The organism is Deltaproteobacteria bacterium (genome assembly GCA_020848905.1).
Taxonomy (GTDB): domain Bacteria; phylum Myxococcota_A; class Polyangia.
Window position 1 is genome coordinate 104765 of the sequence record JADLHG010000006.1, and the last position, 24225, is coordinate 128989.

Annotated in this window: 23 protein-coding genes; 8 read left to right on the top strand and 15 right to left on the bottom strand. The window is 70.0% G+C overall.

Annotation, left to right across the window (positions count from 1 at the left end):
• Positions 1-133: 133 nt before the first annotated feature.
• Genes mfd through IT371_04855 form a run of 3 tightly spaced genes read left to right on the top strand, consistent with a single transcriptional unit; the run spans position 134 to position 5606 of the window.
• Entirely contained in the window at positions 134-3646 is a 3513-nt protein-coding gene (gene mfd / locus IT371_04845; GenBank protein MCC6746963.1) for a transcription-repair coupling factor, read from the top strand.
• Positions 3647-3656: 10 nt separating this feature from the next.
• Positions 3657-4619 carry a peptidyl-prolyl cis-trans isomerase gene (locus IT371_04850; protein MCC6746964.1) on the top strand — a complete coding sequence of 321 codons (963 nt, stop codon included), beginning with the start codon at positions 3657-3659 and terminating at the stop codon, positions 4617-4619.
• A gap of 12 nt (positions 4620-4631) precedes the next feature.
• Positions 4632-5606 (top strand): peptidylprolyl isomerase, encoded by a 975-nt coding sequence (locus IT371_04855; protein ID MCC6746965.1) that lies wholly within the window; start codon positions 4632-4634, stop codon positions 5604-5606.
• Between the two features lie 9 nt (positions 5607-5615).
• Here IT371_04855 and IT371_04860 read toward each other — a convergent pair whose 3' ends face one another.
• Together IT371_04860 and IT371_04865 are read right to left on the bottom strand one after the other, a co-directional pair.
• A complete protein-coding gene (locus IT371_04860; GenBank protein ID MCC6746966.1) occupies positions 5616-6152 on the bottom strand; it encodes a hypothetical protein in 537 nt (178 codons plus the stop codon).
• Positions 6153-6318: 166 nt separating this feature from the next.
• Entirely contained in the window at positions 6319-7167 is an 849-nt protein-coding gene (locus IT371_04865; GenBank protein MCC6746967.1) for an endonuclease/exonuclease/phosphatase family protein, read from the bottom strand.
• 92 nt (positions 7168-7259) lie between these two features.
• On the opposite strand from IT371_04865, the gene IT371_04870 reads away from it, so the two are divergent.
• Together IT371_04870 and IT371_04875 are read left to right on the top strand one after the other, a co-directional pair.
• On the top strand, positions 7260-7604 hold the full coding sequence (locus tag IT371_04870; protein ID MCC6746968.1) for a histidine triad nucleotide-binding protein: 345 nt from the start codon (positions 7260-7262) through the stop codon (positions 7602-7604).
• A gap of 4 nt (positions 7605-7608) precedes the next feature.
• A complete protein-coding gene (locus tag IT371_04875) occupies positions 7609-8265 on the top strand; it encodes a hypothetical protein (GenBank protein ID MCC6746969.1) in 657 nt (218 codons plus the stop codon).
• Positions 8266-8300: 35 nt separating this feature from the next.
• Here IT371_04875 and IT371_04880 read toward each other — a convergent pair whose 3' ends face one another.
• The 3 genes from IT371_04880 to IT371_04890 are packed head-to-tail and all read right to left on the bottom strand — an operon-like array spanning position 8301 to position 11175.
• Positions 8301-9629, bottom strand: a complete 1329-nt coding sequence (locus IT371_04880) for a FliI/YscN family ATPase (GenBank protein MCC6746970.1) — start codon at positions 9627-9629, stop codon at positions 8301-8303.
• The gene (locus tag IT371_04885) at positions 9626-10249 is read right to left on the bottom strand and encodes a hypothetical protein (protein ID MCC6746971.1); all 624 of its coding nucleotides are present in this window, start codon (positions 10247-10249) and stop codon (positions 9626-9628) included. Before IT371_04885 ends, IT371_04880 begins: the two co-directional genes overlap by 4 nt.
• The gene (locus tag IT371_04890) at positions 10246-11175 is read right to left on the bottom strand and encodes a hypothetical protein (GenBank protein MCC6746972.1); all 930 of its coding nucleotides are present in this window, start codon (positions 11173-11175) and stop codon (positions 10246-10248) included. Before IT371_04890 ends, IT371_04885 begins: the two co-directional genes overlap by 4 nt.
• Before the next feature lie 108 nt (positions 11176-11283).
• On the opposite strand from IT371_04890, the gene rsmD reads away from it, so the two are divergent.
• The 3 genes from rsmD to IT371_04905 all read left to right on the top strand — a co-directional run bounded on the left by rsmD (position 11284) and on the right by IT371_04905 (position 13176).
• Complete coding sequence (gene rsmD, locus IT371_04895) at positions 11284-11832, top strand: 16S rRNA (guanine(966)-N(2))-methyltransferase RsmD (GenBank protein MCC6746973.1); 549 nt, start codon at positions 11284-11286, stop codon at positions 11830-11832.
• Between the two features lie 15 nt (positions 11833-11847).
• Positions 11848-12333, top strand: a complete 486-nt coding sequence (gene coaD, locus IT371_04900) for a pantetheine-phosphate adenylyltransferase (protein MCC6746974.1) — start codon at positions 11848-11850, stop codon at positions 12331-12333.
• A 186-nt stretch (positions 12334-12519) separates the two neighbouring features.
• Positions 12520-13176: a hypothetical protein gene (locus IT371_04905; GenBank protein MCC6746975.1), complete on the top strand. Its 657-nt coding sequence runs from the start codon at positions 12520-12522 to the stop codon at positions 13174-13176.
• A 22-nt stretch (positions 13177-13198) separates the two neighbouring features.
• On the opposite strand, the gene IT371_04910 is transcribed toward IT371_04905, so the two are convergent.
• The 10 genes from IT371_04910 to IT371_04955 all read right to left on the bottom strand — a co-directional run bounded on the left by IT371_04910 (position 13199) and on the right by IT371_04955 (position 24213).
• Entirely contained in the window at positions 13199-14026 is an 828-nt protein-coding gene (locus tag IT371_04910) for a hypothetical protein (GenBank protein MCC6746976.1), read from the bottom strand.
• Between the two features lie 40 nt (positions 14027-14066).
• Positions 14067-15425 carry a sigma-54-dependent Fis family transcriptional regulator gene (locus IT371_04915; GenBank protein ID MCC6746977.1) on the bottom strand — a complete coding sequence of 453 codons (1359 nt, stop codon included), beginning with the start codon at positions 15423-15425 and terminating at the stop codon, positions 14067-14069.
• A gap of 79 nt (positions 15426-15504) precedes the next feature.
• Positions 15505-17385, bottom strand: coding sequence for a PAS domain-containing protein (locus IT371_04920; protein MCC6746978.1), 1881 nt, complete (start codon positions 17383-17385; stop codon positions 15505-15507).
• 73 nt (positions 17386-17458) lie between these two features.
• Complete coding sequence (gene nrfD / locus IT371_04925) at positions 17459-18724, bottom strand: polysulfide reductase NrfD (GenBank protein ID MCC6746979.1); 1266 nt, start codon at positions 18722-18724, stop codon at positions 17459-17461.
• A gap of 8 nt (positions 18725-18732) precedes the next feature.
• Positions 18733-19674, bottom strand: coding sequence for a 4Fe-4S dicluster domain-containing protein (locus tag IT371_04930; protein MCC6746980.1), 942 nt, complete (start codon positions 19672-19674; stop codon positions 18733-18735).
• Entirely contained in the window at positions 19671-20264 is a 594-nt protein-coding gene (locus IT371_04935) for a hypothetical protein (protein ID MCC6746981.1), read from the bottom strand. The genes IT371_04930 and IT371_04935 overlap by 4 nt, the downstream gene beginning before the upstream one ends.
• Complete coding sequence (locus IT371_04940) at positions 20264-20764, bottom strand: cyclic nucleotide-binding domain-containing protein (GenBank protein MCC6746982.1); 501 nt, start codon at positions 20762-20764, stop codon at positions 20264-20266. Before IT371_04940 ends, IT371_04935 begins: the two co-directional genes overlap by 1 nt.
• A 37-nt stretch (positions 20765-20801) precedes the next feature.
• On the bottom strand, positions 20802-21086 hold the full coding sequence (locus IT371_04945) for a hypothetical protein (protein ID MCC6746983.1): 285 nt from the start codon (positions 21084-21086) through the stop codon (positions 20802-20804).
• A gap of 242 nt (positions 21087-21328) precedes the next feature.
• Positions 21329-21856 (bottom strand): TIGR02266 family protein, encoded by a 528-nt coding sequence (locus IT371_04950; GenBank protein ID MCC6746984.1) that lies wholly within the window; start codon positions 21854-21856, stop codon positions 21329-21331.
• A gap of 98 nt (positions 21857-21954) precedes the next feature.
• A complete protein-coding gene (locus IT371_04955; protein MCC6746985.1) occupies positions 21955-24213 on the bottom strand; it encodes a glycosyltransferase family 39 protein in 2259 nt (752 codons plus the stop codon).
• Between the last annotated feature and the right edge of the window lie 12 nt (positions 24214-24225).

The window sequence follows — 24225 nt, forward strand, 5'->3', positions numbered from 1 at the left end:
CATACCATGGTGCGCGCACGCGCCGCCGAGGCAGCCCTTGCCCGAGCCCTCGCGTGTGCTAGGTTCCCCGCGGCCGACGCCAACCGGCCGGGCCGCACCAACCGAACCGTCGTCGATGAGCTCTTCCGAGCCGATGTCTCAGCTTCTCACGCACCTCGGGGCCGGGGCGCAGGCGGTCGCGCTGCGCGGGGCGGGACGCAGCCAGCTCGCCCTGCTCATCGCGCAGCTCTCGGCGGCGGGGGAGCTGCCGCGGCCGCTCCTCGTGCTCACCCCCGACGAGGACGGCGCGCGCGAGACGGTTCGCGACCTGACCTTCTTCCTGGGCGCGGACCTCGACGACCCGGCGATGGAGCTGCCGCGGGTCCTGCACCTCCCCGACATCGAGACCTCGCCCTACGCCGAGATTTCCCCCGACCGTGCGGCCACCATGGCGCGCCTCGGCGTGCTCTTCCGGCTGACCCAGGGGCGCCCACCGGAGGTCGTCGTGGCCTCGGCGGCCGCGCTGCGCCGGCGGGTCCTGCCCCGGCGGGGCTTCGTCGAGCTCTGCGACCTGGTGGTGGCCGAGGAGGAGTTCGACCGCGAGTCGCTCGCCGCGCGCCTGGTGGCCGCGGGCTACCTTCCGGCGCGCGTGGTCGAGGACCCGGGGACCTTCGCCGTGCGCGGCGGCATCCTGGACCTCTTCCCGCCGCTCCATCGCTATCCGGCGCGCCTCGAGTTCTACGGCGACCTGGTGGAATCGATCCGCCTCTTCGAGCCCGCCACGCAGCGCACCCTGCGGAGCGTGAAGGAGGTGATGCTTCACCCGGTGCGCGAGACCGTTCGCTCCGGCGAGACGGATGTCAAGGCCCGCATCCTGGCGGCGGCCGACGCGGCCAGCTTTCCGAGCCGGGCCACGCGCACGATCCTCGAGGAGGTGGAGAGCGGCCGGGAGTTCTTCGGCATCGACGCCCTCACGCCGGCGTTCCACGAGCGGCTCGACGCGCTCTCCGCCTACCTGCCGGCCGAGGCGCTCTGGGTGGTGCACGAGCCCGAGCGCATCGTCGCGCAGCTCGAGGCCGAGGAGGAGCGCGCCCGGGCGGCCTACGAGGCGCGGCTGGCCGACGGTCGCCTGGCCTTTCCCCCCGAGGACTTCTTCGTGCGGGCCGAGGAGCTCGCGGCGGAGCTCGGTCGCGTGCGCCGCGTGGTGGTGCAGGTGGCCGACGAACCGGGGCTTCCGACGGTGGAGGTCTTTGCGGCCAGCAACGCGGACGTGGTGGCCGAGCTGCAGCGCACGCGGGCCGACCGCGGCGAGGAGATCTTGAAGTCGCTCGCCTCCCGCGTGCGCGCCTGGCTCGAAGAGGGGCTGCCGGTGGTGATCGGCGCCGGTCCGCCGGCCCACGTGGAGCGGCTCGAGACGCTGCTCCGCGGCTACAACCTCGGGGCGCGCACGCGCCTCGAGCCGGGGACCCCTGAGCTCCTCGGGACGGGCTCGCCTCCCCCGGGCCTCACGCTGCAGGTGGGCGAGCTGGGCAGCGGGTTCCGCCTGCCGAACGGCCTCGTGCTCCTCTCCGAGGAGGAGATCTTCGGCCCCCGCGCGCCGCGGCGCCCCGCTCGTCGCGTCTCGGCCGCGGGCCTCGGCGATCTGCGCGAGCTGAAGCTCGGGGACCACGTGGTCCACGCCGTGCACGGGATCGGCTGCTACCGCGGCCTGATGAAGCTCCAGGTGGAGGGTGTGCCGTCGGACTTCCTGCTCCTCGAGTACGCGGGAGGAGACAAGCTGTACCTGCCGGTCTACCGCATGGACCAGGTCCAGCGCTTCATCGGCGCCGAAGGGGAGGTGCGGCTCGACAAGCTGGGCGGGCAGACCTGGCTCAAGAAGAAGAGCAAGGTGGCGGCCGAGGTGCGCAAGCTCGGCGAGGAGCTCCTGCAGCTCTACGCCCAGCGGCAGGCGCTGACCGGCTTCGCCTTCCCGACCCCCGACGCGAGCTACGCCGAGTTCGAGGCCACGTTTCCGTACACCGAGACGCCGGACCAGCTCGAGGCGATCCACGACGTGCTCAAGGACCTGGCCGCCGAGCGGCCGATGGACCGGCTGGTCTGCGGCGACGTGGGCTTCGGCAAGACCGAGGTCGCGCTGCGCGCGGCGTTCTGGGCCGCCTCCGAGGGGAAGCAGGTGGCCGTCCTCGCGCCGACCACCGTCCTCGTCGAGCAGCACCACCGCACCTTCGCCGAGCGCATGGCCAGCTACCCGTTCCGCGTCGAGAGAGTGAGCCGCTTCCGCAAGGCCGACGAGCTCCGCCAGGTCCTCGCCGACCTGGCCGCGGGGAAGGTGGACATCGTGATCGGCACGCACCGGCTGCTCTCCACCGACGTGCGCTTCAAGGACCTCGGGCTGCTGGTCGTGGACGAGGAGCAGCGCTTCGGCGTGACGCACAAGGAGCGGATCAAGAAGCTGCGCTCGCAGGTGGACGTGCTCACGCTCACGGCGACGCCGATCCCGCGCACCCTGCAGATGAGCATGGTCGGCCTGCGCGAGATCTCGCTCATCGCCACGCCGCCGGTGGACCGGCTGGCGATCCGCACCTTCGTCTGCCGCTACGACGACGCGCTGGTGCGCGAGGCGATGCAGCGCGAGCTGGACCGTGGCGGCCAGATCTTCTTCGTCCACAACCGCGTCGAGGACATCGGGGACTGGGCGGGGCGCGTGGGGAGCCTGCTTCCCGACGCGCGGGTCTGCATCGGGCACGGACAGATGGAGGCGGGGCGCCTCGAGCAGGTCATGCTCGACTTCGTCGAGGGGCGCTACGACGTGCTGGTCTGCACGACGATCATCGAGTCGGGTCTCGACATCCCGCGGGCCAACACGATGTTCGTCAACCACGCTGACCGCTTCGGGCTGGCGCAGCTCTATCAGATCCGGGGGCGCATCGGGCGCGGCAAGCAGCGCGCGTTCTGCTACCTCCTCGTGCCGGGGATCGAGAAGCTCACCGACGAGGCGCGCAAGCGGCTGGAGGTGCTGCAGCAGTTCACCCAGCTCGGCAGCGGCTTCTCGATCGCGAGTCACGACCTCGAGATCCGCGGCGCGGGGGACCTCCTCGGCGCGCGCCAGTCGGGACAGATCGGGCTCGTGGGCTTCGAGACCTACGCGCGCATCCTCGAGGAGGCGGTGGCCGAGCTGAAGGGCGAGCCGATTCACCGCGAGAGCGACCCGGAGATCAACGCGCGGGTGGCGGCCTTCATCCCCGATGACTACGTGGAGGATACGGGGCAGCGCCTCGAGCTCTACCAGCGCCTCTCCTCGAGCGCCCGGGACGAGCAGGAGGTGGCCGAGATCCTGGTCGAGATCCAGGACCGCTACGGTCCGCGCCCCGACGAGGTGGACGCGCTCGGGGACCTGATGGTGGTCAAGGGGATGGCCGCGCGGCTCAAGGCCACGGTGGTCGACCTGACCGCGACGCGGCTCACGCTCTCGCTCGACGAGGCAACCCCGCTCGACCCGCAGGCGGTCATGAAGCTGGTGAGCAACAAGCAGAGCGGCTTCCGCCTGACCCCGCAGATGAAGCTGATTCGCGAGCTCGGGCCCGAGGAGCAGGGGCAGCCGCTGCACGCCGGCAAGAAGGTGTTGCGCGAGCTTCTGGCGCATGCTAAGCAACTTCACCAAACTTAAGGAGTTTTTGGTGCCATCGCGCAGCCTTCCCTTCCGCGTTCTCTGTCTCGGCTCGCTGTGCGTCGCCGTCGGCTGCGGGGGCCGAGGAGAAAAAGCTCCCGAGTCGTCGAAGTCGGCCGCCCAGGAGAAGGACCCGCTGCGCAAGCAGGTCGTGGCCACCGTCGGTGCGAGCACCATCACGGCCGGCGAGATGATCGACCTGCTCAACACGCAGAACCCGTACATGCGGGTGCGCTTCACCTCCCCCGAGCGCAAGAAGGAGTTCCTGAAGAACCTGATTCGCGTCGAGCTCCTCGTGCAGGAGGCGAAGCGCCGGAAGCTCGAGCAAGACCCCGAGGTGCTGCGACGGGTGAAGCGCGCGCTCGTGGAGCGCCTGATGGAGCAGCTCCCGGGCGAGCTCGTGAAGTACCAGGACGTGACCGAGGCCGACGTGAAGGCCTTCTACGAGAAGAACCGGACCCTCTTCCAGCAGCCGGCGATGGTGCGGGCGAGCCAGCTCGTCGTGGCCACCGAGGCCGAGGCGCAGAGGCTGGTCGCGACGGCGAAGAGCAAGCCCGGCGACCTGCGCTTCTTCACTGAGCTCGTAGCGAAGCACAGCCTCGATACGGCGTCCAAGGCGCGGGGCGGCGACCTGGAGTTCTTCACGGCGGACGACAAGAAGCTCCCCCCCGCGCTGGTCAAGGCGGTCTTCGCGCTCGAGGGGCTCTGGCGCGTCGGCGGGCCGATCAAAGTCCCCGGCGGCTTCGCGGTGGTGGTCAAGACCGGCAGCCGTCCGCCGGTGGACAGGTCGCTGGTCGGAGAGGCGGGGCAGATCCGCAACCGGCTCTTCGAGGAGCGGCGCATCAAGGCCGTCGAGGGGTTTGTGGAGCAGCTCCACACCAAGGCCAAGATCGAGATCAACGAGGAGCTCCTCAAGAAGGTGGAGCCGGAGCTGAAGGGTGGGCCTCTGCCCCCCCACGGTCATCCTCATTAGGAGCGAGCGCTGATGCGTCGGACGGCGAAGATCTGGGTCGGGCTCTTGGTGTGGCTCGCGAGCGTCGGCCTGGCCGAGGCGCGGGTCGTGGAGCGCGTGCTGGCGGTGGTCAACGACGACATCGTGCTCCTCTCGGAGCTAGAGGAGAGGCTCGCGCCGGTGATGGCGCAGCTCCAGCAGATCCCCGACCCGGCGGCGCGGCGGGCCCGGCTGGCCGAGTTTCGCCGGCAGGCGCTCGAGCAGCTCATCGACGAGCTCTTGATCCAGCAGGAGGCGGTGAAGCTGAAGATCAGTGTCACCGACCAGGACCTGCAGCGCGCCATCCAGGACGTGATGCGCAAGAACAACCTGACCGAGCAGCAGCTCGAGGCGGCGTTGGCCCAGGAGGGCAAGTCGCTCTCCGCCTACCGCGACCAGATCCTCAAGCCGCAGCTCCTCCGGTTGAAGGTGCTGAACGTCCAGGTGCGCAGCCGCGTCGCGGTGTCCGACGAGGAGCTCAAGGCCCTCTACCAGAAGAACATGAAGGAGCTCGGCGTCGAGACGAAGGTGCGGGCGCGTCACATCTTCGTGGTGATCCCCGAGGGGGCCACGGCGGAGCGCGAGGCCGAGCGGCGCCGCTACGCGCAGTCGCTCCTCGAGAAGGTGCGCGGGGGGCAGGCCTTCGAAGAGGTGGCGAAGAAGTTCTCCGAGGACTCCGTCACGCGCGAGGAGGGGGGCGACCTCGGCTCCTTCAGCCGCGGGACCTTGCCCGCCAACGTCGAGGAGGTCGTGTTCGCCATGAAGAAGGGGGAGGTTCGCGGGCCGCTGCGGACCGAGCGCGGCTTCCACGTGATCCAGGTGCTCGGGCGGGAGGAATCCTCGGCGCGACCCTTCAAGGACGTGCAGGAGGAGCTGCGCCACCAGCTCTACGGGCAGAAGCTGGAGAAGGCCACCGGCGCCTGGCTCAAGGAAGTCCGGAAGCGCTCCTTCATCGACAAGAAGCTTTAGAGGGATTCCCTACCAGCCGAGGAGGTCGGCGAGACCCGCGCGCTGGGCGTACTGGCGCGCGAAGAACTCGTTGCCCCAGGGCGTTCCGTCCAGGCGCACGTTGTGGTGGTCGAAGTAGGCGTGGAGCGCCTGCACGGCGGACTCCTGCGCGGCGATCACGTTGCCCGCGGCGGAGTAGGCCTTGATGGTCTTGACCGTCTCGGCCCAGGTGGCGTCGAACGAGGCCGTGAAGCGCGCGCTGCGGGCGGCGCTCACCGAGGCGGAAACCGTCGCGGACGTGATGACCGGCGCGGGGGCCTGCCGGATGACCGGCGCCGGGGTGGACTGCACCGGCTTCACCAGCGGGGCCGCGGGGGTGAGCGTGGCGGTGGGCGGCTGGACGCCGATCCGGCTCGGTGTCACGGTCGGGGTCACCGACTTGCGCCCGAAGGTCTGCTTGCGCCAGGTGGTGAAGCGCTGCCAGAGGTTGGCGGCCTGCGAGGGCTCGGCGTGGCCGACACAGAGGGTGCCGAGCAGGAGCGCGAGGGCCAGCTTTCGAGTCTTCATGGGTGTCTCTCCCGAAGGATGTGAGGGGTTCCGACGTTCACGACGTGACCACTGAGCAAGCCGCGTTCCGACGGGATACAGCTCGCGATTTCAGTCACTTGGTACGTCAACGGGAGTGTCGTGCGCGGCCCTCGGACCGGCCGACCCTCTCGATTTCGGCGAGTGCTCACCGCTTGAGGGCGAGCTCCACCAGGACCGGGTCGTGGTCCATGATGTTGATGCGGCGCTCGAGCAGCACGGTGTGGCGGTGCCGGAGGACCTGGGAGCTGCGGAAGAAGACGTAGTCCAGGCGGCGCGAGATGATCGTCGTGGCCCCCTGGTCGCGGCCGGCGTCGACCAGATCCTTCGTGAGCAGGTTGTAGAGGTGCAGGTCGGCGTCGTCGCGGCGCGCGTCGGCCGGGTCGAAGTTGAAGTCCCCCATCACCACCAGGTCCGGGTGTCCGAATCGCCGCGCGGCGGTGAGGATCTCCTCGCCCTGGCGCAGGCGCCGGCGCGAATCGAAGGCGTCGAGGTGGAGCGATACGACTGTCACCGGGACGTGGCTCGGCAGCGTGATGACGCCTCCCTGCGCGACGCGGCCGGTGGTGGTCGGCACGTCCACGAACTGCACCGGGAGCTGGGTCAGGAGCGCGGCGCGGCGATCGTAGAGGTCCTCGGGGACCTTGCCGTGCCAGGCCGGCCCGAGGAGGCTGAGGAGTCGGCCGAGCTGGGTCGGGTCCCGGATCTCCTGCAGCGCCACGACCTCGGGGTCCACCTCCTTGATCACGCGCGCCACGTGCGCCAGGTCGTGGTCCGCGGCGCGCGAATCCCAGGGTAGGTAGATCTTGCCGATGTTCCAGGTGAGCAGGCGCAAGCTCTGCTCGGCCGGTCGCTGCATGCCTTCATCTCCGAGGAGCCACCGACTGAGCAGGTGGATGGTCACCATGGAGAGCGCGGCGGTCGCCGCGACGGCGAGCAGCCACAGCGGTGCAGCGATCTGACGCCTTGCCGGGCGCGCCGTCGAGCTGGCCTCCATGCAGCTCGAGTGTGGCGGCTGCCCGAGACGAGGACAAGGGTTGCTCCGGGGGCGCGATACCGTACAATCCGCGCGAGGAGGGGACCCTGCCCATGGCTGACTGCCTGTTCTGCCGCATCGCGAAGGGAGAGATCCCGGCCCAGCGCCTCTACGAGGACGAGCGCGCGGTGGCCTTCCAGGACCTCCACCCCCAGGCGCCGCTCCACGCCCTGGTGGTGCCGCGAAAGCACCTGGCTAGCCTCGGAGCGGCGTCCGCCGAGGACGAGGCGCTCGTCGGGCACCTGCTGCGGGTCGCGGCGCAGGTGGCGCACGAGGCGGGGTTCGAGGAGACCGGGTATCGCACGGTGGTGAACACCGGCCGGGATGGCGGGCAGACCGTCTTTCACCTCCACGTCCACGTCCTCGCGGGGCGGCCGCTCGGCTGGCCGCCCGGATAGACGCATGCTGCGTTCCTCGTTCGGTCGCCGGTGCGCTGCGCTCGTCTCGCTGGCGTGCGCTGCGAGCGGGCTCTTCCCGGCGGGCGTGTCGTACGCGGCCGGCCCCGAGCGTCGCGGCACGCTGGCGGTGCTGAACCTGGGTCAGGGGGGCCACCTCGTCGTGCAGCGCGCGCAGAAGAGCCTCGGTGAGCTCCTCGGTGGCTGGGCGCGCCAGCCCGGTATCGCCGAGTTCCTCGCCGCGCAACCGAACCCCGGGTCGCTTCCGACGGGGGACACGGGGCGGGACCTGCAGCTGCTCGTGGAGCGCGTGCGGGCGACGCGACAGCCCGCGAGCCACGACCTGTTCCGCCTCGGGCAGCTCCTCGCGGTGGACTACCTGCTCTTGCTCGTGGTGCGCAAGCACACGCTCTCCGCGCGCCTCTTCTCGGTGCATCGCCAGAGCTACGCGCCCCAGGGCTTCGAAGGGGCCGACCAGCGCGTGGAGCCTCTGCGGGGCTACCTCGAGGCGCAGCTCCGTCAGCCGGAGCCGGTGGCCAAGCGCTGGAAGCGGCGCTGGTGGCTCCTCGCCGCCGCGGCGGGCGTGGCCGCGCTGACCATCGGGCTCGCGCTCGGCACGGGGGACGGCTCGTCAGGGGACCTGAAGATCGTCGTTCATCGCTGACTCCGAAGCGGGAGCCTGGAACACCGGCCGGCGCTCTACCGGCTACGTCCCTCGGGAAAGAGCTTCGCGAGGGCGGCCACGCTCTCGTCGAAGGGGGGCGCCTCGTCGGTGCTCTGGCGCAGGAAGTGGTGGATGGCGTCGATCCTGGCGATCGCCGTGTCCACCAGCGGATCGCTCCCCTTCTGGTAGGCGCCGAGGAGGATCAGGTCCCGGTGGCGTTCGTAGGTGGCGAGGAGCTCGCGCAGGCGTCCCGCGGCGCGGCGGTGCTCGGGGGTGGTCACGGCGGGCATCACGCGCGAGAGGCTCTGCAGCACGTCGATCGCCGGGTAGTGGTTGCGCTGGGCCAGCTCGCGCGAAAGGACCACGTGCCCGTCCAGGATGCCGCGCACCTCGTCGGCGATCGGCTCCTCCATGTCGCCCCCTTCCACGAGCACCGTGTAGATGGCGGTGATCGAGCCGCGGGCGGCGGCGCCGCTGCGCTCGAGGAGCCGGGGGAGCGCGGCGAAGACGCTCGGGGGATAGCCGCGCCGCGCCGGGGGCTCTCCCGAGGCGAGGCCGACCTCGCGGAGCGCGCGGGCGTAGCGCGTGACCGAATCCATGAGGAGCAGCACGCGGGCCCCCCGGTCGCGGAAGTACTCCGCCACGGCCGTAGCCACGAGCGGGGATTTCAGCCGCACGAGCGGAGGCGCGTCGCTCGTGGCGCAGACGACCACCGAGCGGGGGAGGCCGGCCCCGAGCGCCTCGTCGAGGAACTCGCGCACTTCGCGACCGCGCTCGCCGACCAGGCAGACCACGCACACGTCGGCGTCGCTGCCGCGCGCGAGCTGCCCGAGAAGCGTGGACTTGCCTACGCCGGAGCCGGCGAAGAGACCGACGCGCTGGCCGTCCCCTACGGTGAGCAGGGCGTCGAGCGCGCGCACCCCGAGGGGGAGAGGGCGGTCGATGCGTGGTCGCGTGAGGGGATCGGGAGCCGGGCGCTCCACCGGCCAGTCCACGAGCTCCGGCCCGAGAGGGGCGCCGCCGTCCATCGGCTGTCCGAGCCCGTCGAGCACGCGACCGAGGAGCGCCTCGCCGCAGCGCAAAGAAAGCGGCCGACCGGTCCCCTCGACGAGGCAGTCGGGGCCCACGCCCACCGGGTCGCCGAGGGGCATGAGGACCACCTCGTCGGAGGCGAAGCCCACGACCTCGGCGAGCAGAGCGCCGGTTCCCTGCCGCAGGATCCGCACCTGGTCCCCGACGCGCGCGCCGGGCAGAGTGGCGCGCAGCACCAGGCCCACGAGAGCGGTGACGCGTCCTCGCACCGTGACGGGGGTGAGCTGGTCGAGGCGGCCGAGCGCGGCGCGCAGCGGGCTGTCCGAGGTCATCGCGGCACCTCTCCCTGCAGGCCCCGGCGCAGGGCGGCGAGCTGGCTCTCGAGCCTCCCGTCGAGCTGCGCGCCGTCGGTCTCGAGGATGCAGCCACCTGCGGGGATCGTGCCGTCGGACTCCGTGAGCACCACCTCGGCCTCGGAGAGACCGCGGAGCTCGGGGAGCGCGGCTTCCACCTGCGGGAGGTCACTGGGGTTCACGCGCACCACGATCCGACGCGCCCGCGCGGCGCCGCGCACGCACTGGGCCACGATGCGAGTCACGCTGTCGGGGTGCAGCCGGAGCTCTTCGCCGAGGAGCTTGGCTGCGATGCCGAGGGCGAGCTCGGTCAGCTCCGCACGCGCGTCGGCGAGGAGCTGCCAGCGGTCGGCCTCCGCCGCCACGCGCAGGGCGGCGACCTCGGCGAGGGCGTGTGCGCGCAGCTCCGCGAGCTCGGCGTGGGCCTCCTCGAGCGCGCGGGCGGAGAGCGTATCGGCCCGGTCGCGCGCCGCGACGAGGAGCTGCTCCGCCTCGAGCGCCACGGCCTGCTGGGCGCGCCGGACGATGCGGGTGCTGCCCGGACGCGGTTGGCGTGGCAGGGGGGCGCGTTCCTCTCCGCGTCGAATGATGCGCGTCATGGATATCCTCCCGTTGGGGCGCCGCCGTCGGCGGTCTGGAGCCAGCCTGCGGCGACGATGGCCAAGGGGCGAGCGGGCTCGTCGCACGGCTCCGGCTCGGGATTCCGTTCCACCTGGGCTTCCCGCCCGTCGGCCACCAGAAACCGACCGATTGCTCGCGGCAGGCGCAGCGCGAGCGGCAGAGCGAGCTCATCGGGGATGCACCAGCCCAGCCACTCGGCGGCGAGGCAGGCGAGGAGTTCCGAGGTCGGGGGCCTGCCATTCGCGAAGGGGACGAAGCCCTTCACGGGCGGGAGCTCGGCCGCAGCGTGCGCCCGGGCCAGCTCCGCCTGCGCCGTCTCGTCGAGGCGCCCCCCAAGCTCCGCGACCTCCGCGACCGCCGCGGCTCCGGCGAGGCGTCCGAACGCCGCGAGCACGAGTACGCCGAGGCGCGCCAGGGCGCGGGCCAGTCGCTCCGCGTCCCACGCGTGGAGCCCGCGCAGGACCTCGGGCACCTCGTCCCCGGCCGAAAGGTCGACGGCTCCGAGTGGTCCGAGGAGCCCCCGACAGAGCGCGAGGCGCAGGGGGGCGGGGAGGTCGCGGACGGCCTTCGGCCGGAGCGCCTCGAGCGCGTGCTGGAGTCCGGGCGAGAGCGCGGGCCAGACGGCGGCGCGCAGCTCCTCGGGCTCCTCCTCGAGCAGTGCGGCCACCCAGCTCGGATGCACCTGCGCGAGCTCGCGCGGCACGGGGGCGAGGACCTCGGCCACGAGCTCGCGGATCCACCGGCGACGTAGCCCCCCGTCCGTCTGCGACGCGCGACGAAACGCCGCGACGCAGCGCGCGCCACCCGCTCCGGTCAATCGCGCGAGGGGCCCGGCGCCGCCCTCGCCGGCCAGCAGCGCACCGAGCACGACGCCGCGTTCGGTATCCGTCAGTCCCTCGAGCATGCGTGATCCCCCGCCAGCGAACCGCTCCCGAACGTAGCCCCTGACGCGACGCCGGTCGAGAGGGATCGCGGTCGACGCGGCGGGGGGAGGAAGGTACGCTCCTCGGCCATGCGCATCATCGCCGGCGAGGCCCGCGGCCGCACGCTCAAGGCTCCGCGCGGCGAGAAGACCCGCCCCACCTCCGACCGCGTGCGCGAGGCGCTCTTCTCGATCCTCGAGGCGCGCCTCGAGCTCGCAGGGGTGGTGGTGCTCGACCTCTACGCGGGGAGCGGGGCGCTGGCCCTCGAAGCCCTCAGCCGCGGGGCCGAGCGCGCCGTGCTCGTGGATCGCGCTGGGCCGGCGCTCCGCGTCCTGCGCGAGAACGTCCACGCGCTCGGGTACGACGCGCGTTGCCGCGTCCTGCCGCTCCCCGCCGAAGCGGCCCTCGTGCGCCTCGCCGCCGCGGACGAGACCTTCGGCCTGATCCTGGCCGACCCCCCCTACGCGGACGATCCGCTCCCCCTTTTGGCCGACCTCTCCGCCGGCCCGCTCCTCGCGTCCGGGGGCCTCGTGGTCTTCGAGCACGATCGTCGCCGCTCGCTTCCTGCCGCGTCCGGTCGCTTGACGCTCGAGGTGGCCCGCGTCTACGGTGATACCGCCCTTAGCCTCTACGCCTGACGCGAAGGAGACCCGATGGAGCGGCTCGCCATCTACCCCGGCTCGTTCGACCCGGTCACGAACGGGCACCTCGACATCCTCAGTCGCGCCCTGCGCCTCTTCGACCGGGTCGTGATCGCCATCGCCGAGAACGTGGCCAAGCAGGGGCTCTTCACCCCGCAGGAACGGGTGGAGCTCCTGCGGCGGACGCTGGCCCACGAGCCGCGCGTCGAGGTGGATCTCTTCTCGGGCCTCCTCGTGGACTACGTGGTTCGTCGCAAGGCGAACGCGGTGGTGCGCGGCCTGCGCGCCGTGGCCGACTTCGAATACGAGTTCCAGCTCGCGCTGATGAACCGGCGACTCGCGCCCGAGCTGGATACGGTCTTCCTCATGACCGACGAGACGAACTTCTACGTCAGCTCGAGCCTGGTGAAGGAGGTGGCGCGCTTCGGCGGGGACGTGACCGCCTTCGTCCCGGCGACCGTCCTCGACGCGCTCCGGGCGAAGCTCGCGCTGCCCTGACCCTCGGGACCTTCCGGGCGCGCCGGCGCGCCTGGCTCCCCCCCTGGTCCTTCGCGGGGCCCATCTAGCCAGTCGCGCCGACCTCCGGCTGGCCCATCGTGTAAGTGCTTACAGGTAGTTGGCTCGTCCGTGGACCTCTCTGACTGAGGCACGTTGTTTGCATTCCAGCCTCCCAGGAGAACAATCATGACCCGACGATCCGGCAAGGGCGTTGCCCTCGCGCTGCTGACGCTGCTGGCACTGAGCAGCCCCGCGCTCGCGTCGGGCTCCGACGGGGCCAAGCGGGCTCCCTCGCCCCTCGTCACCTGGGTGCAAAAGAGCCTGGCGCACCTGGTGCCCGCACCGATCAAGGCCTTCTTTCAGCGCAGGCTCCTCGGGACGCCGGCCGCGGCGAGCCCCCACGAGGTGGCCCAGGCCCGACTTCAGCTAGTGCTCGACGCGGACCACGCTGCCATGGCGAAGCTCCCGGTCTCTCACAGCGGCTACCAGGACGTTTCCTCCATCCGGTCCGCGCACCGACTCCACGCGGTCGCCAAGGCCCTCGGGCTGCGGCTCCGGCGGGTCCACGCGTGGCCCAAGGGCTTCGACCGGTACGTGGCGGCGGGACTGAGTTCGTATGGCGAGCCGGAAGCGTTTGCTCGCCGGGACACGAAGGCCCGACCGGTGTGGAAGGTCTACTCGCCTCGGGGGAGCTCGGGGCCGAAGATCCAGGGCCTGATCTTCGCGCGCGGCGACCAGTATTTCTTCGCGGACGTGTTCGCGGACGGCCGGCTCGCGATCTCGAACCACGACCTCTCGCTCGGTGAGATCGGCGGCGGTCTGGCGAACGAGTTGTCGCGCTAGGCGTCGTCCCGGGCGTCGACTGCTACTTCTCGATCCCGAGCGGGGTCTTCCCGTCCACCTCGACCACGTGCACCGAGACCTTCGTGCTCCAGGTCTTGCCGTTCTCGAAGAGGTAGTTGAAGACCGGGGCGCTCGTGTCCAGCATGGCCCGGCCGATCTTCTTTTCGGCGGTGCACGCGGGTCCTCCGTCGAGCACCACGGCGATCACCTTCCGCCCGTTCGCCGGGTTGATGATGCGCAGCCGGCTCAGGCAGGGGAAGCGGCCGTTGTTGGCGGTGAACCAGACCGTCTTCTCCTCGCACTGCTGTCCGGTCCAGCTCGACTGGCAGAGCCCCGCGGCCTTGGCCTGGTTGAAGCAGCCGGGGAGGCAGTTGTCGTTCGGGTCCTTGTGCGAGACGCCCTTGTCGTCCACCCAGCAGCCGAAGTAGGTGATGTAGTAGTCCCCGTTCTCGGCCTTCGAGGTCCCCTGGACCGCCGTGCAGCTCCAGTTGTCGGTCGTCCCCATGCACACGTCGTCGTCGGGCGCCTTCTTGCGCAGACAGCCGCGCTCGCACTTCTCGACGGTGCCCTTGCCCGCGACGCACTTGCCGCGCGACCAGCCATCCTTCGCGCAGGTGAAGCGCGTGGCGCCGTCGAACTCGCCGCAGGGCACCGAGGCCGCGCTGTCGGCTCGCGATCCGTCGGGAAGCGGACCGGCCGGCCCGTCCCCCCGCGCCGCGCCGTCGCTCGAGACGACGGCGTCGGACCCTGCGGCAGCGCCCCCGTCCCCGACGCCGGGACGGCTCGCGGTCGTCTCGGAGCAGGCGCAGAGAGCCAGGGCGGCGAAGGCGAGGAGCGGGAAAGGCAACATGCGGGATCTCTATCCCGGTCGGCCCCGGAGCTGTCAATCGCTATTCCTCGCCGAGACCCAGATCGGTGAGCTTGCGGTAGAGCGTCCGTTCGCTGATGCCGAGGACCTGCGCCGCGCGGCTGCGGTTGCCGGCGACGGAAGCGAGCACGCGCCGGATGTGCTGGCTTTCGAGCTCCGCGAGGGAGATCAAGCCTGGATCGTGCGACGTCATCGCGCGGCGTGTCTCCTCCGGCAGCTGCGCGACGTCGAGCACCTCACCCTCGCTCAGCACCACCGCGCGCTCGACCACGTGCAGGAGCTCTCGCACGTTACCCGGCCAGCCGTGCCGTTCGAGGCACCGCAGGGCTTCGCGGGTGAGGCGGCGATGCTGGCCGAAGCGAGCGTTGAGTTGCTGCAAGAAGTACTCGGCGAGGACGGGTATGTCGGCGGGGCGATCCCGGAGGGGAGGGATCTCGATGCGGATCGTGCTCATGCGGTAGAAGAGATCGCGACGAAAGAAGCCGCGCTCCATCAACTCGGCGAGGTTGCGGTTCGTGGCGGCTATGACGCGCACGTCCACCCGGATCTCGCGCGTGCCACCGACGTGGCGGAAGGTCCCGGTCTCGAGCACCCGCAGGAGCTTCACCTGGGTGGCCAGGCTCACGTCTCCCACCTCGTCGAGGAAGATCGTCCCCCCGTTGGCCACCTCGAACAGCCCCGGCTTGCCCTGGCCGGCACCCGTGTAGGCTCCCTTCTCGTGACCGAAGAGCTCGCTGTTGAGCAGCTCCTCCTGCAGCGCCGCGCACTCGAGCACGACGAAGGGCTGCTCCCGTCGCGCGCTGCGGGCGTGGATCAGCCGCGCGACGACGTCCTTCCCCACGCCCGTCTCGCCGAGCACGAGAACCGTCGAGTCGGCCACTGCCACCCGGTCGATGAGCGCGCAGAGCTCCCTGAAGGCCGGGCTGGCGCCTACGAAGGTCGCTCCCGGGTCCGGCCCCGACATGCCTTGGCTGAGGATGCGGTTGCGCTCGATGAGGCCTCGACGTTCGAGCGCCTTCTGGATCGTGACCTCGAGCTCCTCTATCGGGCAAGGCTTCCGCAGATAGTCGTAGGCGCCGCGGCGCATGGCCTCGATCGCGGTGTCGATCGTGCCGTGGCCCGTCAGCACGATGGTTTCGGTGGTGGGACTCAGCTCGCGGACCCGGCGCATCAGCTCCAGGCCATCTCCGTCGGGCAGTCTGAGGTCGATGAGCGCGACCTCGAACTCCTCCTTCTCGACGAGCGCCAGGGCTGCGGCCGCGCTCTCGGCCGGCGTCGTCGCCAGTCCTCGGCTCCGGAGCTCGGCGGCGAGGAGAGCGCGAAAGGTGTCGTCATCGTCGACGACCAGAATCCTCGGGGCGGGCACTAGCGGTGCCCCCACGCGACCATCGTGTCCTGCCCATTCCGCCGCTCCCGCAACCCGTTCCCCGCGTGCATGGTGCCCCATTATGTGCCCCCGGTCAGGTAGGGGAAGCGGGAAAGATGAGCGTGAAGGTGCTCCCCTGACCGAGTGCGCTCGTGACCTGGATATCCCCCCCCCAGCTCCGGGCCAGGTTCATGGAGACGAAGAGTCCGAGCCCGCTGCCCCGCGCCTCCCGGTGAAAGAACGGCTCGAAGAGGTGCGGCACGTCTGCCGGGGCGATGCCGCGACCTTGGTCGCGCACGGCCACCTCCACATGGCCGTTCTCGCTGCGGCAGGTCAGGGAGACCGTGGTGTCGGGGCGGCTGGCATGAACCGCGTTCAGCACCAGGTTGAGCAGCACCTGCTGGACCGCCGAGCCGTTGGCCAGCACCGCGGGCCGCGGTCCGTCGGGCTGAAAGACGACCACGGCGACGCCCAGGTCCGTGGCCGCGTGATGCGCGAGTCGTGCCACGACCTCCAGGCAGGAGGGGAGGTCGATGACCTCGCGCGTCAGGGACTGACCGCGAGCCAGGCTCAGGAACTGCTCGGTGATCGAGCCGCAGCGCTGCACCTGGGTCTCGGCGATGCGCACGTACTCGGCCACGGCGTCCTGCGTCTCATCCGCACCGTCGCCCTCGGCGCGGCGAAGCCGACGAATCCCCGCGAGGCACGTGGCGATCGAGGCGAGAGGGGTGTTCAGCTCGTGGGAGAAGGCCGAGGCGAGCACGCCGAGCGAGACCATGCGACGGTAGTCCGCAAGGTGAGCTTCGGCGCTGCGCCGGTCCGTGATGTCGCGCCAGACCTCGACGACCAGGGCGATCTGCCCGAGGTCGTCATAGACCGGCGAGCAGCGCACTTCCTCCTGTCGCGCCGTGCCGTCGGCGAGGCTCCGCGTGCGAATGGCCATCTGCACCGCTCCCGTGCGAAAACAGCGGAGGGTGGGGCATTCCTGCCCGCAGCCGCAGTTGAAGCTCCCGTCGCCGGGGCTGGCGCCCTGACAGCAGGTGAGACCGAGGGGTTGACCGACGGTATCCGGGAAGCGACGCGCGAACGAGTCGTTGGCCGCGACCACGCGTCGAGACTGGTCCAGCACCACCAGGCCGTCGTCGACGCTGTTCATGACCTTCTCCAGGCTGGCGCGCTGCCGCCGCAGGTCGGCCAGCAGGCCGGTCGTGGCGTCGGCCATCTGGTTGAATTGCTCCTCCACACGGGTCAGCGGGTCGTTGCCTGTCACGTGCACGCGCTGCCGGTGATCCCCGAGCGCGATGGCTCGAGCCGTCTGCTCGAACCGCGTGAGGCGACCGAGGATCGTGCGGCGGTAGGCGAGACCGATCCCCGTCATGAGCACCAGCGCGGCGGCTCCCGTACCGAGCGAGAACTTGCGGATGGTGCCCGCGAGCTCGCGTCGGGTCGGCTCCAGCGAGGAATCGACGATGATCACCCCGTTCATTCGATGGCGTGGGTTGTGACAATCGTGACAGATGGAGCGGTTGGGGATCGGCTGCACGCAGCGGAGCACGCTCCCCCCCGCCGTTTCGAGGACCGTGCTGTGCTGCCGCTCGTTGGCCGGACGACTGTGGCAGACCTGGCAGGTAGGGGAGGCGAAGGAGAAGTGGTGCTTACCGATCGTCGGGTCGCTGGTGAATTGCACCTGACCCTTGCGGTCGAGGATCATCACGCGCTTCAGGTTCGGCTGCGCGGCGAGGCGCACCACGAGCTGACGGATCAGCCCGCGGTCTTCCTGCAGCATCTGATACTCGAGCGCGTTTCGGATGAGCTCGGTCTTGCCTTCGACGTGGCGGCGGGTCAGCTCGAGGATCTGCTTGTAATGCAGGCGATAGAAGATGACCCCCGTGCCCACGGTGGCCAGGCCGACCAGGGAGGTGACCGTGATGCCGAGTCTCCAGCTCAGCCTGTCAAGCTTCCAGCGGCGCCGCACGTCCTCTCCGGCAGTCTCTCCTTGCCCGCGCGTTGAGGATAACACCCTTCTCCCGCGCACGCCGGTCTCCCTGTCACGCGGTCGCCGCCGGCTTCTGCTCGGCCGTCGCGCGGCGCGGGCGCAGCTGGCCTTCGGGTGACTGGAGGTGGAACTCCCCGCGCATGATCGGTACCGCGATCCGCAGCATCAGCGTGAAGACGAGGAAGCCGACGCCGAAGATCCCCGCCGCCACCTCGAGCTCGGTGCGGCTCGGGGTGTACTCGTAGATCTCGCCGAGCACCGACGGGGTGAAGCCGGGGATCACCAGGGCCATCCCCTTTTCGATGTAGACCCCGCAGTAGATCAGGAAGGCGCCCACGTTGAGGGTCAGCGGGTTTCGTCGCGTCGCCGGGACCAGGAAGAGCAGGAAGGAGACGACGCTGCAGGCCACGGAGGCCCAGGCGTAGGGGACGAGGACCTTGCTCCCGTGCAGGCCGCTGTAGAGGTACTTCGCGTGCAGCAGGTGGTGCGTCCCCGAGTAGTAGTCGCGGAAGATCTCAGCGCCGAGGAGAAAGAGGTTGATGAACATGGCGTAGGCCATGAGCTCCGCGATCTTCCAGATCGCCTCGTTCTTGATCTCGAGCTTGGCGTAGTGGCGCAGGATCTGGAGCAGCACGAGGATCATGGCCGGCCCCGAGCAGAAGGCGGAGGCGATGAAGCGCGGCGCCAGGATAGCGCTGTTCCAGAAGGGACGGGCGGGCATGCCGTTGTAGACGAAGGCCGTGACGCTGTGGATGCTCACCGCCAGCGGTATCGACAGCAGGATCAGCGGAGTGGCGAACCTCTTGCTGTACTCCCTCCCCATGAAGGCGCGGTAGAGGATGTGCGTGACGATGACGAAGTTGAGCAGTCCATACGCGTTCAGCACCATCACGTCCCAGGCCAGGATCGAGTTGGGCACGTTGAGCTTGCCGATGAACGGGATGAGGTGCCAGACGTGGTCCGGACGTCCGAGGTCGACGAAGACGAAGAGCACGCACATGATGATTGCGCTGACCGCGAGGAGCTCGCCGATGATCACGATCTCCTTGATGGGCTTCCACTGGTAGACGTAGGCAGGGATCACGAGCACCACGGCCGCGGCGGCGACTCCGACGAGAAAGGTGAAGTTGCCGATGTAGAAGCCCCAGGAGACGGGGTCGCGCATGTTCGTGCGAACCATGCCGTGCTGGAGTTGATCGATATAGCCGTGGACGCCGGCTGCGATGCAGAGGAGCAAGAAGGCCACCCAGACGTAGTACCCGCGGGTGCCGCGGGTGACCAGTCGGAGGCTGCCGATGATGAAGTGGATGAACTGCATGGCGCCTCTCAGACCCCGTAGAAGTAGAAGAACTTGGGTTGCGTGTTGAGGTCTTCCTTGAGCAGGAAGATGCGCTTGTTCTCGATGATGTAGCGAACCTCACTCGAGGGGTCGAGGAGGTTGCCGAACTTGCGCGCCCCCACGGGGCACACCTCGACGCACGCGGGGTACCTGCCCTTGCGCACGCGCTGAATGCAGAAGGTGCACTTCTCCACCACGCCCTTCATTCGGGGTCGGTTTCCGAGATAGTGCGTGTCGGGGTTCATCTCCCCCTTCGGGATGCTGGGAGCGGCCCAGTTGAAGCGTCGCGCCCCGTACGGGCACGCGGCCACGCAGCAGCGGCACCCGATGCACCAGTTCTGGTCCACGACCACGATGCCGTCGGGCTCTTGCCAGGTGGCGCCCACGGGGCAGACCGAGACGCACTGCGGTCGACGACATTGCTGACAGGCTACCGGCAGGTAGAAGTGCCCCTCTCGAGGCACCTGCTTCGCGTCGTAGTACGCGTCGGCTTCGGCCAGGTCGATGCCCTTCTCCTTTTCGAGCTCCAGCACCGTGATCCAGTGCACCTGGGGGTCGCGCGACTGGTTGTTCTCCTTCACGCAGGCATAGACGCAGCGCCGGCAACCGATGCAGCGGGAGAGATCCAGCGCGTAGCCGAAGAGCACACCCTCGGCGGCGGGCGTGTCGGCGACGGTCACGGGCTTGCCGTACTCGCGGCTGTACTCGCGCTCGAGCCGCTCGAGCACCTTCTTGCGCTCTGGCCCCTTCAGCTCGCGAAAGTGCTTCTGGAAGAAGGCCTCGCGCGTCGCAGCATCGCACGACGCGAGGAAGCCCAAGGCGGCGGCGACGGCGCCCTGCTTCAGAAACCCGCGCCGCGTGGACGTGCCGGCGGTCTCCGGTGGGGTGCTCGACCTCTGCGAGTCGGGCGCGCAAGGTGTGCGCTTCATGAGTGGCTCCGTGTCGTTGGTGCGCGGCCCGGACGGTGGGGGGGGGGCTCGGGCTTGAGCGGTTTGAAACGGGGCGAGTGTGGGTTGTGGCAGTGCGCGCAGAGCAGATACCGACGCTCACCGTTCCACTGCCCCGTCCGCTTGCCGTGCACGCCGACGCGCCAGTCGCGGTACTTGTCGCCGTGGCACTGGCCGCACAGCCGGTACGATTCGGTGAAGGGCACGAGCGTGCCGCTCGCGAGACGCAGCTTGTCGCGGTCGGGCGGGTTGTGGCAGTCGAAGCACCAGCGCTCCCGCGGCCCGTGCTCGAGCTTGATCGCGGTGTGCTCCTCCTCCAGCTTCCGAGGCGTGGCGTTGGCCTCCAGATCCGCGTGACAGTCCGAGCAGGGAAAGACCCCCTCGCTGAAGGGGGGTGGGGGCACCACGTACTCGGTTCCCGAGGAGACCGAGGCCTGGCGCTTGGCGGGGGGAGCGTGCCCGGGCAGATGTGCGGCGGGGTACATGTCGCCGCACCCGACGCCTGCCGCAAGGATCAGAAGTGCGAGAGAGGCGACGCCCCCCGGCAGACGCGGGGTCGGTCGTGCGGACATCACGGTGCTCCGGTGGTTAGGTCAGCCATCCTGCGGTTGAGCTCGCGGATCAGCATCGCCTCGAGTCGCGCGACGCGGCTACCGATCACGCGGCAGAGGTTCGAGACTGTGACGAGGTGAAGGCTCGGTCGGTCCTTGAAGACCTCTTCCAGCGCCGCGCGATCGATGGCGACCAGCGTGACGTCCGTGACGGCCTGGGCGTTCAGCGTGAGCCGATGCGGTGGGACCAACGAGGACCACGCCAGGACCTCTCCGGGTCCCTTCTCCTCGAGGGTGATCTCCGTCGGGTCGCCGCGCGCCACGATGGGCAGGCGCAAGGCTACCTGGCCTGATTCGATCAGGAGCAACGAGGTGGCGGGCTCGCCCAGAAAGAACACCGCGTCGCCGGGGCGATAGGTCAGCGTTCGGCCCAGCCGTTCGATCTCCGTTAGGTGGCTCAGCTCGAGTCCGGCGAAGAGCGGGCTCGATCGCACCACGCCGGCCACGTTGGATGTCGTCATCGTCTTCCTCCCCATCCGCGACCAAGGGTCAAGGTTTCTAGCTGCTCCACAGCGTGCGATGCGACGGGTCCCGGGCGAAGTTGGAGGCCGCCTGTTGCTCGGCTCGGAGGTGGCGCTCCAGCTCTGCGACCAGCGTGTCCACGGCGACCGGCTTTCCAGCAGCGGACCAGGCCGTGGGTTGGAACAGGACTATCGGCGGCGACGCGGTCGTCACCTGACGCGGCGCCGAAGGTTTGGACTCGTCTGGCCCGAACGCGAAGGCCAGCGCGGCTCCGCCAAAGAGCACCATCACCAGCAACCCGACCACCACGATTGTCATCATGTGTTGTCCCTCCGCCTTCGAGGATATGCGAGCGGCGTGCCACGAGACGGACGGGCGCATCTCGCTGGAATGACGGGGCGTGGGGAGGTGGGCGGCGGTATGGGCCGCGCGAGGCTGGCAGGCGCCGAGGGCGCGACACGCCGCAAGGTGCCGATAAGGCGCGTACTAGGTCAGGCTGTCAGTCTGGCAGGGGTGGCAGATCAGCGTTCGCGAGCTGGACCGCAGTCCAACGAAGGCAACGTTCAGCAGGGGCGATGACGGGCGTCGTAGTCGGCGGTCGCGGCGGCCAGCGCGAAGAGCTCTGGGTCGTCCTCGTCGTCCACCGCGCTCTCTTCACCCTCGCCGCCCGCTTCCCCGCCGCCTTCGAGATACGCGATGGTACGCACGAGCTCGACCACCCGACGCTTCGACTGCGCGTCGAGGTGGGCGAACCTCACCCCCATTCCCGGGTTGGTGTTGTTGAAGTCGCCCGGGCGGTAGGGGTTGATCCAGATGACCACTCCCTCGACGGTGAGCGGCTCCTGCGCGCCGGGCAGCGTGAAGCGCAGGTTCAGGTGCGTGCCCGGCGGCTCGGGGTTGTTCGTTCGCACGAAGATCCCCATCGCGCTCATGTCGGTGATGTACGCGAAGAGGAATGTGTCCTCGCAGCGATAGTCCACCTCCATGTCCACCAGCACCCGTTGCCAGATTCGGCGGTCCCGGCCTTGTCGCCGATCCTCGCCCGCCACGGACCCATCCCGCTCACGCCGATCCTTCTTCCGCGACACCATGCGGCCAACTCCTCAACCGATTTCTGAAGGGGAGCCCGTCTTACCAAAGCCGCGCGCGGCGCCGCAAGGCAAAAAGGTCGAGCCTCTTGCGACCCTCGCTAGCGGACGACCAGGACGCCGACGGGGACGCGGTTCACGCCGTCGTTCGGCCCCTCGGTGACCTTCAGGCGATTGTCCCCCTGCCAGAAGCCGACGTAGATCTGGTAGTCGCCGCCCGGCGTGGTGAGGATGGGGATCTCCACCTCGTGCGGGTCGACCACGAAGTCTCCCGGGAGCCAGTACTGGGTCGGGTACTTGCCCCCGAGCGGCTCGTGGTCCCCGTGGAAGCGGCTGGCCGGCTGGTCGAAGTGCACGAACAGCTTGTAGCCCGCCGGTAGCCGGTCGAGGACCTCGAAGTAGAGCGTGATCTTGAATTTTCCCCCGCGGGTGACGCTGTCCGGCACGTCGTAGCCGATGAGCTTCACCTTCCCCTCGAAGCTCGCCGTCACGGCGCGCTTCGGCGTGGGCCGCTGGCTCAGGATGAGTCGTCGGAGCGGGTTCAGATCCTTGTCGCAGCGCCCCCCGAGCAGGTTGGAGACGATGGTGTACTGCGAGTTGCGATCGTCGAGCACGTAGTAGGGCAGCTTGGTCTGCCGCGCGGCCTGGTCGATGGCGCCGAGCTGGCTCGTCGGGATGAGCACGAAGCTGCGCTCGGGTTTGCGGAGCATGGCGAAGAGGTTGTCCTGGCTCGTCACCTCGTCCACCTGGCCGTGATTGTAGTACGCGGCGCCGCGCCCGGAGACCTGGTACTGCGCGAGGCGGTCGCTCGACCCCTTGCACGCGTGGTAGGTTTCGAAGAGCGCCTTGTTCGACATGTGCAGCGAGAGGTGGGGAGTCAAATAGAAGGCGCACCACCCGGCGAAGACCAGGCCCACGCCCCCGCCGAAGAGCCAGTAGCGTTCGCCCGCTTCGCCGCCCGAGCCGCGCAGCCAGTCGCCGAAGAAGTTCAGTGCGCGGGCGAAGGGGCGGGCCAGGCGCCCGGCCCAGCGCCGCGAGAAATCGAGGCCGATCGGTCGGGGCGTGCCGCCGAGGGCGAAGAAGGCGGCGAGCGCCGCGGCCAGGCCGAAGGCGCGCAGCTCGGCCTTGAGGTTCAGCTCCGAGGGGAACTTCGCGCTGGCCCCGAGGAGGTGGCTGAACGACAGGGTGTCGGGGTTGCCGAAGAAGTCCAGGTGCAAGGCGAGGATGATGAGCGCCGCGACGAGCCCCCAGAGGGGGCGGCTCAGCGGCCGGGTGAAGCGCTCGTAGCCGAAGATCCCCACCGCGATGGCTACGAAGGGGAGGGCGGGGAAGCGGGTCTTGCCCAGGTACCCTTCCCAGAAGACCGCCGCGATGTAGCCCACGATGACGAGCACGACGAGGAGTAGCTTCACGAAGGCGTCCCGGCCGCGCTCCTCGGAGCGAGTCCCTTGCGCGGCCACGAAGAGGAAGAGGGCGATCGGCGCCACCCCGACCCAGGGGAAGAGGCCGAAGCCGAGGTCCCGGAGCGCGATCTCGAAGGTGGGAGGGAGCGTCAGCCGGTGCAGCTCACCGCCGAGGAGGAGGAAGGGCCCCCCCTTGAGCGTACGGAGCGCCAGCGCGACGAGCCCCGCGGCGACGGCGAGGGCGGCGAGCAGCGGCAGGCGCGCCTTGCGGAAGGCCTCGCCCACGCTCTCCTCGGGCTTCAGGTCCGGTCCGTCGGCCCAGGGCCAGAGGCCCTCCTCGCCGGGGCGGTTCTCGGTGCGCCACCCGAGAGCCAGCGCGAGCCCGACGCAGACGAGCGGGAAGAGGCCGCCGAGCAGGAGCCCGCGGGCCAGCACGGCAGCCACGAGGCCGAGGCAGAAGAGGGCCAGGTCCATCCGGCGGCGTTTCCCATCGGCGGGCCAGAGGTAGGCGGCGAAGCCCCCGATCGTGGCCAGGAGCGCCGCGTAGTAGGGGATCTCGCTGGTGAGCTGCCGCGCCTGGAAGAGGAAGAGGGGCGTCGTGCCGAGGACGAAGGCGGCGCCGAGGCCGGCTCCCGGGGCAAGCAGCCGGCGCCCCAGGCGGTAGGCGAGGAGCAGGGCCAGGATGCCGCAGAGCGCGAGGGGGAGGCGCCCCGCCAGCTCGTTCACCCCGAGGACCTTGAAGCCGGCGGCCACGAGCCACACGTAGAGCACTGGGCGCGGCCCATAGCGCCCGTCCACCGTCACGTCGCGGAAGCTGCCCTTTTCGGCGACCTCGCGAGCCACGTCGGCGTGCTGGATCTCCGCCGGGTCCCATAGACCGAACGAGCCCAGCATCGGTAGGTAGAGCACCGCTCCGAGGAGCGCGACCCACGCGACGTGGGGAACCCGAGAAAGCACGCGTGATCCTCC